Source organism: Bacillus sp. FJAT-26390, assembly GCF_001682865.1.
GTDB lineage: Bacteria > Bacillota > Bacilli > Paenibacillales > Paenibacillaceae > Pristimantibacillus.
Genome location: NZ_MAQX01000005.1, coordinates 72,505 through 80,929, shown reverse-complemented (window position 1 = coordinate 80,929; position 8,425 = coordinate 72,505). Strand labels below are relative to the sequence as shown.

11 protein-coding genes are annotated in these 8,425 nt (G+C 46.1%); 10 read left to right on the top strand and 1 reads right to left on the bottom strand.

From position 1 onward, the window contains the following. Positions 1-119: 119 nt before the first annotated feature. The gene (locus tag A7975_RS10600; protein WP_053373404.1) at positions 120-650 is read right to left on the bottom strand and encodes a hypothetical protein; all 531 of its coding nucleotides are present in this window, start codon (positions 648-650) and stop codon (positions 120-122) included. A 230-nt stretch (positions 651-880) separates the two neighbouring features. Here A7975_RS10600 and A7975_RS10595 point away from each other — a divergent pair, with 230 nt between their 5' ends. The 10 genes from A7975_RS10595 to rsmI all read left to right on the top strand — a co-directional run bounded on the left by A7975_RS10595 (position 881) and on the right by rsmI (position 8,354). After that, the gene (locus tag A7975_RS10595) at positions 881-1,072 is read left to right on the top strand and encodes a sigma factor G inhibitor Gin (protein WP_053373403.1); all 192 of its coding nucleotides are present in this window, start codon (positions 881-883) and stop codon (positions 1,070-1,072) included. A 102-nt stretch (positions 1,073-1,174) separates the two neighbouring features. Then, a complete protein-coding gene (locus A7975_RS10590) occupies positions 1,175-2,674 on the top strand; it encodes an aminotransferase class I/II-fold pyridoxal phosphate-dependent enzyme (RefSeq protein ID WP_065385148.1) in 1,500 nt (499 codons plus the stop codon). A gap of 115 nt (positions 2,675-2,789) precedes the next feature. Then, positions 2,790-3,458: a dTMP kinase gene (gene tmk / locus A7975_RS10585; protein ID WP_065385147.1), complete on the top strand. Its 669-nt coding sequence runs from the start codon at positions 2,790-2,792 to the stop codon at positions 3,456-3,458. A 114-nt stretch (positions 3,459-3,572) separates the two neighbouring features. Continuing rightward, positions 3,573-3,902 carry a cyclic-di-AMP receptor gene (locus A7975_RS10580; protein WP_028609547.1) on the top strand — a complete coding sequence of 110 codons (330 nt, stop codon included), beginning with the start codon at positions 3,573-3,575 and terminating at the stop codon, positions 3,900-3,902. A gap of 16 nt (positions 3,903-3,918) precedes the next feature. Further along, a complete protein-coding gene (locus A7975_RS10575) occupies positions 3,919-4,362 on the top strand; it encodes a YaaR family protein (protein WP_053373400.1) in 444 nt (147 codons plus the stop codon). Between the two features lie 33 nt (positions 4,363-4,395). Beyond that, entirely contained in the window at positions 4,396-5,373 is a 978-nt protein-coding gene (gene holB / locus A7975_RS10570; protein WP_065385146.1) for a DNA polymerase III subunit delta', read from the top strand. A 3-nt stretch (positions 5,374-5,376) separates the two neighbouring features. Next, complete coding sequence (locus A7975_RS10565; protein ID WP_053373398.1) at positions 5,377-6,180, top strand: PSP1 domain-containing protein; 804 nt, start codon at positions 5,377-5,379, stop codon at positions 6,178-6,180. 62 nt (positions 6,181-6,242) lie between these two features. Beyond that, positions 6,243-6,644: an initiation-control protein YabA gene (locus A7975_RS10560; RefSeq protein WP_065385150.1), complete on the top strand. Its 402-nt coding sequence runs from the start codon at positions 6,243-6,245 to the stop codon at positions 6,642-6,644. Between the two features lie 163 nt (positions 6,645-6,807). Continuing rightward, positions 6,808-7,476: a tRNA1(Val) (adenine(37)-N6)-methyltransferase gene (locus A7975_RS10555; protein ID WP_053377544.1), complete on the top strand. Its 669-nt coding sequence runs from the start codon at positions 6,808-6,810 to the stop codon at positions 7,474-7,476. After that, positions 7,473-8,354, top strand: a complete 882-nt coding sequence (gene rsmI / locus A7975_RS10550; protein ID WP_065385145.1) for a 16S rRNA (cytidine(1402)-2'-O)-methyltransferase — start codon at positions 7,473-7,475, stop codon at positions 8,352-8,354. The genes A7975_RS10555 and rsmI overlap by 4 nt, the downstream gene beginning before the upstream one ends. The last annotated feature ends 71 nt before the right edge of the window (positions 8,355-8,425 follow it).

The following is an 8,425-nucleotide window of genomic DNA, read 5'->3' as shown; positions in this document are numbered from 1 at the left end:
CAAGCACGAGAGACCTATCGCATGTGATGCGATAGGTTTTTTGTTTTATCCATTACCAATCATTCATGTCAAATAAAGAAGCCTTAGATCGCTCCATATGAGCTTCTAAGGCTTTGCTGTTACCGGCGGTAATAAGAGGCTTCTCTAGACTCAAGCCGTAAGACGCCGTCCTTCTGTTCTTTACGGAAGGTGAAGGAGAGAAGCATGCGTGGAATTAGCAGCCACAGATGCCAGCTAACGATGCTGATCATTAAAGATTCTTTGATCCAAGGATAGAGGAGTGCGATAGCGCATAAGCCGATCCAGAACATATGGCGGTGCACACGTCGGAATAATTGGAGTTTAATATCGTTAGCCGGTTTAAAGCCGATCCACGGCGGCGTGATGCGCCATATCCATTTTCGATCGGCGGCTTCGTCAACGCGGATAAAGGTAAGCAAAATAATGGCGATATGGATGATCTGGACGACGGCAAAACCAAACAACCAAGAAAATAAACCATCCATTTGATACATAAGCATTTGAAAGGCGAGTAAAATGGCTGCAATGAGCAAATGGCTCTGGATGAGCTCAGGACGAATGATCTTTCTTTTGACGAGCTGGTATTGATAAATGGTGGCATTTTGTTGTTCGGATAGTTTTTGGCGCATGAATGAACGTCCTTCCGTCTGAAATACAGTAACTCTCGTTAACTATATCGGTATTTATTAGTAATCTGTCCATAGTTTCGGCTAAACAATTTTGCTTGTGCAGTAACCATTAGCCCAGATGCGGCATACGATATATAAATATTTGAAATGCGCTATGAAACAAGTATAAATAGATAGACTATGTGCCATAATAATAGCTATATAGGAACGAACAGAAAGCGGGGATTGTCATGAACGATAATCGCGAGCATAAATGCAACATTTGCAATGAACAGAAGGCCGAAGGCGAAGGCATTCGGATTGTTAGCGGCTTTATTTGCGAGACGTGTGAAGAAGAAATGGTACGCACAGATGTTAAAGATGCGAAATACCCCTTTTTCATTCATCAAATGAAGCAAATCTTTTTGGGCGAAAATGCTTGAGCGGTTTCTGACTACAGAAGCTGCTCTTTTTTTGTGGCCTAATTCGGGTACAATAGATGTTATTACCGAAAGTGAACGTTTGGCCGAAAGGAATGCTATTATATGAAGAAACTTTTTAGGGCTCCTATATTTGAAGCACTTATCAATCATGCGACTAGTGACCCGGTGGGGTTTCATGTACCAGGGCATCATGGGGGACAAGCATTAAAGCAAGACTTATGGGATGATCAAATGAATGGCAATACGCTTGCTTATTTTGAGAAGATCATGCAGCTGGATGTAACAGAGCTTTCGTCAACCGACGATTTGCATCATCCTGAAGCATCTATAATGGAAGCTCAGCAATTAGCATCTGTGACATTTGGCGCAGAGGAGACCTATTTTCTGGTGGGAGGAAGCACTTCGGGCAACATTGCTTTACTGCTTACGGTATGCGAGCCGGATGATATTATTATCGTCCAGCGCAATGTACATAAATCGATCATTAACGGCTTGAAGCTGGCAGGAGCTAGAGCAGTCTTTGTAACGCCCCAAATTGAACCGCAAACGGGACTCACGACAGTTCCTACGGTGCGGCAGGTAGAGGAAGCACTTGCGGCATATCCGGAGGCAAAGGCGGTTTTCTTATCAAATCCAAATTATTATGGCATGGGAGTAAAGCTCAAGCCTTATATTGATGTTGTTCATTCGTATAATAAGCCCATAATGATCGACGAGGCGCATGGAGCACATTATGGCCATCACGCATCATTCCCAAAGTCGGCAGTATACGAGGGTGCAGATGCGGTTGTACAGTCGGCACACAAGACGCTTCCTACCTTGACGATGGGTGCATTGCTCCATGTACAAGGAAGCAGGATACCAAGGGATACACTGCAACAGTCTTTAGCGATGATTCAAAGCTCAAGCCCCTCTTTTCCGATTCTTGCTTCAATCGATATTTCCCGAGCAATGATTGATACTTTGGGGGATCGCTTATTTGACCAAAGCATGCGTTCGGCTGCCGCTTTCCGTGAATGGCTGGAACAGCAGCAAGCAACGCCAATAAGTGAAATGAAGATAGAAGACGAAAGGTCCGATACACTGCGCTTAGACCCGTTAAGAGTCGTTATGTACGACAGATCAGGAACATACTCGGGTTATGAGCTTCAGAAGCATTTGGAGCGCTATGGGTGCTTTGCAGAGATGGCTGATCCCCGTTATGTAGTGCTCGTATTCGGTATTCAGACCTCCTTACGCGATACGCAGAGGCTTCAGGAGGCTATAGCGGCGATTAACGATGGGAATATGAAGCAAGGATCAGATATAAAGAGTATGCCGTACATAAATGAAGGCTTACAGCTTTCGAATACCGAGCCTGTTTCGTTTGCCAGAGCTAGGTTTAAGAATAAAGCAAGTTTACGAATACAATTAAGCGCAGCGGAACACCATATATCGGCTGAGATGGTTACTCCATACCCGCCAGGCATAGCCATCCTATATCCAGGGGAGAGGATAACGGCAACCATGATTGCGCATATTCAGCATCTCTCCGCGATGGGGGCGAAATTCCAAGGAGCAGCCGATCCTGACATGGAGACGATTAGGGTATACCAAGAATAGGGACGGATAGCCTATGGGAATTTGCTTTTGCTGCAAATCTTCATTGTACAAGGGGTATCGCTTTGTTAATATAGAAGAAAGTATAGTTAACATAAACGTTAGGAGAAGCCTTAGCTTGAAAAAAGGTGTTTTCATTACCATAGAAGGCGGCGAAGGAGCCGGCAAATCGACACTGATTGAACAGCTTTCGAATACGATACTTCAAAGGGGAAAATCGGTCCTTATGACGAGAGAGCCTGGAGGTATTCCGATTGCTGAGCAAATACGTGCCGTCATATTGGATCGCAGCAATGTCACCATGGATGCAAGAACAGAAGCGCTGCTTTATGCAGCTGCAAGAAGGCAACATTTAGTTGAAAAGGTCGTTCCCGCACTGGAGCAAGGCCATATTGTCATTTGTGATCGATTTGTCGATAGCAGTCTTGCTTATCAAGGGCATGCGCGAGGACTTGGCATGGATGAGGTATGGGCGATCAACCGGTTCGCTATCCAAGAGCTTATGCCTGATCTGACCATCTACATGGATGTGTCACCAGATGTAGGTCTTGAGCGAATCGCACAGGCGTCAGAGAGAGAAATCAACCGTTTGGATCTCGAAAAGCATTCCTTCCATGAGAAGGTACGAGAAGGCTACATGCAGCTGCTTCAGCAGAATCCAGATCGAATCGTGCTTGTAAATGCCGAACAGAGTCAGCAAATGGTGTTTGATGACGTTTTACAGGCAATTGAGAACCGTTTTGCAGGATTTTTTGCAACCGATGTCAAATTTAAAGGTATGGTTTAATTTTAGACCATCGAAGGGCTTAGTCTTTTGCGGCTAATAATTGCTCAAATAAGTTTGGCAATAACATGCAAGCGCTCAATAACCTATTCTAATAGTAGTCAAGGGGGAATGAAGATGAAATTAGTAATCGCGGTTATTCAAGATAAGGACAGCAATAGACTCTCAAATGCTCTTGTGCGTGAAGGATTCAGAGCAACGAAGCTTGCAAGTACAGGCGGCTTTCTAAGAGCAGGAAATACGACGTTTATGATCGGTATTGAGGATGAGCGGGTGCACGAGGTGCTGCAGGTCATCAATTCCAATTGCAAGGTGCGCGACCAGCTTGTTACTCCTGTATCACCTATGGGCGGATCAACGGATTCCTATATCCCATTCCCTGTTGAAGTGCAGGTTGGAGGCGCAGCCGTATTTGTAGTACCAGTCGAAAGATTTGAGCATTTCTGAATGGGCGTGACATTCGATGAAAATTGATCAAGGCTTCCGGCCGCTAGGCCAAAATCGTCCAGGCAACGAGGCAGCAAGTAAGCAGGTTCAGCCTAGGAGCTTTGCCGACGTCATGGTTCAACAAGATGCTGACCGTACCCAAGAGCAGCTTCAGCAGAAGCTGCAGGACATTCACAGACAAGGCGATCGTCTTGCCAAAATAATGACGGTTCGCGAGCTTAAGCTGTATCGTCAGATGATCAAGCAGTTTTTGGAGGATACCATCAGACGCGGCGTCGTACTGAAGGAAGTCAAAGGCTTTGATCGAAGGGGTCGTATTAAAAGATATAAACTGCTAGATGAGATTGATGAGACACTCGTCTCGATGGCCGAGGATTTGCTCGATAGCGAGCAAGGCAGAATTGACTTGCTTAACAAGATCGGGGAGATACGAGGCCTGCTTATCAATTTATTATTTTGATGAGAACCGGGCAGGGAAAGGTTAGGAACGGCTATGAGCCTTGAACAAATAACAGGGCAATGGAAAGCGCAGCGGATTTTGACTCATGCGCTGCAGAGCGGCAAGATCTCACACGCTTACTTATTTAACGGACCTTCGGGTACAGGAAGAATGGCAATGGCGCGTGAATTTGCTAAGGCGCTGTTCTGTACAGCAGGCGGCGCCGATGCATGCGGAGAGTGCTTGGAGTGCAGGAAGTTTGAGCATGGCAATCAAACGGACCTAACGACAATCGCGCCGGATGGCCAATCGATAAAGATCGACCAAATTCGCGAGCTGCAGCGGGACTTCTCTTACCGAAATAGCGGGACGAAGCGCAAAGTATATATGATTGAGCAAGCTGACAAAATGACGATGCAGGCAGCAAATAGCTTGCTCAAATTTTTGGAGGAGCCGTTATCGCCGGTTGTAGCTATTTTGATAACCGATAATGGACAAGCTGTTCTGCCTACCATCCGCTCTCGCACGCAGTGGGTGCCATTTCTACCGATGTCGCCAGAGAGCATGCTGCAGACGTTAATTGCCGAAGGAGCGCCTGCTACATTAGCCCGAACCGTTGTTCAATTAACGTCGGGTTTGGATGGAGCTAGACAATTTCTCCAACAGAATCAGTTTGCAGAAATCAGAAGCCTAGTGATACAATTAGGCAAGGAGAGTTTGACCCGATTCACCGCGGCGATGATCACTGCTGGACAACAGCTTTTTAAGACGGATTTAGTGGAGCATACACAATTGCTGTTGTCGTTGTTAGTTATATGGTTTAAAGATTTGATTCAGTTCCAGGCCGGAAGGCAGGACAACATCGTTTTTATAGATCAGTTGGAATGGATAAGCAAGCACGCGTTTGATCGATCGTTCGCAGGCTGGGTGTCCTGCATAGAGCATACGCTTGAAGCAAGTAAGCGCATGCGTGCAAATGTAACGCCTCAGCTCGCATTTGAGCAACTATTGGTAAACTTACAGGAGGGCTAATTCTTGTATAATGTCATCGGTGTTCGCTTCAAGAAAGCGGGCAAGATCTATTACTTTGATCCGGTCGAGCATCCCGTGGATAAGGAACAACATGTTATTGTTGAAACAGCACGCGGAATCGAATACGGTAAAGTGGTGGTGGGACAGAAGCAAGTCGGTGAATCGGATGTTGTTCTTCCTCTAAAGAAAGTAATACGCATTGCAAGCGATGTAGACGCTAAAGTCGTCGAAGAAAATCGCGCAGCAGCCAAAAATGCGTTCTCTACTTGTCTTGAAAAGATTAAAGGTCATCAGCTTCGCATGAAGCTGGTAGACGTAGAATTTACGTTTGACCGCAACAAAATTATTTTTTACTTTACGGCAGAAGGCCGTGTCGACTTTCGCGAGCTAGTTAAAGATTTGGCTAGCGTGTTCCGTACAAGAATTGAGCTAAGGCAAATTGGCGTACGGGACGAAGCGAAGATGCTTGGTGGAATCGGTCCTTGCGGACGAGTGTTATGCTGCTCCTCTTGGCTGGGCGATTTTGAGCCCGTATCGATTAAGATGGCTAAGGATCAGAATTTATCACTTAATCCAACTAAGATATCCGGTTTATGCGGGCGTCTTATGTGCTGCCTGAAATATGAGCATGACAACTACGAAAGCATTCGTGAAGAACTTCCGGCTATTGGAAAATTCGTTGTCACCTCATATGGGGAAGGTAAGGTTACTGGCATAAACACATCCACGAAAAGCGTGTATGTGCAATTATTTGATACACCAGGTAAACCGAAAGAACTGTCGATGGATGATGTCGTCATCAAATAAGCGGCAGAGTGCGATTCTCACGGGTGAGGTTACACTCACGCTTGAAGCTCTGGGGTGGGAACTTGGAGAAGAAAGATATATTCTTGAAAATGGACGAGCTGGATAACCAAGTAGGTACGTTCCATAAGGAGCTGACGGCTTTGAAGCAGAAGGTAAAAGAACTGTTAGAAGACAATAAGCGTCTGAGTGAAGAGAACAACCAGCTGCGTCAACTGTTTAAAAGAGAAGCGGAGCTTGAACGTGAAGTCGTTAAAGCTCCAGCCAAAGGCAAAAAATCGGGTGCATCCCATGAGGTGCAGGTGCTTGCCGAGCAAGCATTCGCAGAAGCGAATGTAGCAATCGGAGAAGGCCATGATAATTTGACCCGGCTGTACCACGAAGGATTCCACATTTGCAACGTATATTACGGGCATTTGCGGACGGAGGGTGACTGTTTATTCTGTCTATCCTTTCTAAATAAATAGTGGAATCCGTATCGACATGCCGTCCTTGCCGCAAAGGGCGGTATTTTTATTAACAGGACTTGTAAAAAAAAGGATGGACATTATTACCGATTAATGAAAAGGAGCGGCTTAAAACGTGTCGGAACAAACTTTATTAGCAGCTAATGAACGGCTTGATGATTTAATGACGGAATCAGGACTAAAAATTATACAGAGCAGGGAAGTATTCAGCTTCTCGCTTGACGCTGTATTGCTTTCTCGGTTCGCAAGCGTACCGAAGCATGGCCGTATAGTCGATTTATGTACGGGTAACGGTGTTATTCCCATGCTTCTCACTACAAGAACAAATGCGAAGATTGATGCGGTTGAAATTCAGCCAAGACTTGCGGATATGGCTAGAAGAAGCATCTTGCTCAATCAGTTGACGGAGCAAATAACGGTTATTGAGCAGGATTTGAAATTGTATCCGAAGCTTGCGGGCAATGGGGTATATGATGCAGTGACGGTTAACCCGCCTTATATGCCGGTAACGGCAGGCGACCAGAATGAAAACGAGCATTATGCGATTGCTAGGCATGAAATACACTGTACGCTTGATGATGTTGCGGAAGCATGTTCGAGGCTCGTACGTCCCGGCGGGAAGGTGTCCATGGTCCATCGGCCATCACGCTTGCTGGATATCGTCGAAACGATGCGCAAATGGCGGCTTGAGCCAAAGCGGATCCAATTTGTTCATCCTCATGCGAATGCGGAAGCCAATATGGTATTAATAGAAGCGATGCGGGATGGAAAGCCTGATATTAAGCTTCTTCCGCCGATTATGGTATATGAGAATGGGGTGCAAATCGTTTGAACATACAGAAAAGCTTCTCAGAGGCTGCAAAAGAAATTACAGGCAGCCTATATTTAGTAGCTACGCCAATCGGCAATTTAGAAGATATGACATTCCGTGCGATCCGTACACTAAAGGAAGTACAGCTGATCGCCGCTGAGGATACAAGGCAAACACGCAAGCTGCTTACGCATTTTGAAATCGGTACCCGCATCGTCAGCTATCATGAGCATAATAAGCGGGCAAGCGGGCCAGAGCTTATCCGGCTGCTGTTGGAGGGACAATCGATTGCATTAGTAAGCGATGCGGGGCTGCCGGCAATTTCCGATCCTGGCGCTGATCTTGTGAAAGAAGCAGTTGAACATAATATCCCCGTTATTCCTATTCCTGGGGCAAACGCCGCCTTATCTGCGCTTATCATGTCAGGATTGCCGACAGAACGTTTTTTATTTGCCGGATTTCCGCCACGTGAACGTAAATCGTTAATGAAGTGGCTGAAGGATATGCAGGCTCAGAGAGGAACCCTTCTTTTTTACGAGTCCCCCCACCGAATTGGCAAAACATTGGAAGCAGTACTAGAATGTCTGGGTGATCGCCATGTTGCATGCGTAAGAGAGTTAACGAAGCGGCATGAAGAGGCGGTGCGCGGGCGAGTATCAGAATGTATAGATTGGTTTGCGGAGCATCCGCCGCTGGGCGAGTTTTGTATCGTAGTCGAAGGATCAGAAGGATCTGGCGCGAGCGAGCAGCCAGCTGCCGACATCTGGTGGTCAGAGCTTGACCTTGCTTCCCATGTTGCCCACTATGAAGAGCAGTATGGTCGGAAGGAAGCCATTAAAATGGTTGCCATTGATCGAGGATTGCCAAAAAGAGATGTATATAATGAGGTTAATAGATAAAGCTGTATAAGAAACCATTAATTAGACAAAAAAAAGACCTTCCTGGCCGGGTTCAAGCTCAGGAAGGCATC

What these genes read in the sequence shown, in the direction of transcription:
- A7975_RS10555 (WP_053377544.1), top strand. Translation starts at nt 6,808, where the DNA reads ATGACGGAATCAGGACTAAAAATTATACAGAGCAGGGAAGTATTCAGC.
- A7975_RS10595 (WP_053373403.1), top strand. Translation starts at nt 881, where the DNA reads ATGAACGATAATCGCGAGCATAAATGCAACATTTGCAATGAACAGAAG.
- A7975_RS10590 (WP_065385148.1), top strand. Translation starts at nt 1,175, where the DNA reads ATGAAGAAACTTTTTAGGGCTCCTATATTTGAAGCACTTATCAATCAT.
- A7975_RS10580 (WP_028609547.1), top strand. Translation starts at nt 3,573, where the DNA reads ATGAAATTAGTAATCGCGGTTATTCAAGATAAGGACAGCAATAGACTC.
- A7975_RS10575 (WP_053373400.1), top strand. Translation starts at nt 3,919, where the DNA reads ATGAAAATTGATCAAGGCTTCCGGCCGCTAGGCCAAAATCGTCCAGGC.
- holB (WP_065385146.1), top strand. Translation starts at nt 4,396, where the DNA reads ATGAGCCTTGAACAAATAACAGGGCAATGGAAAGCGCAGCGGATTTTG.
- A7975_RS10600 (WP_053373404.1), bottom strand. Translation starts at nt 650, where the DNA reads ATGCGCCAAAAACTATCCGAACAACAAAATGCCACCATTTATCAATAC.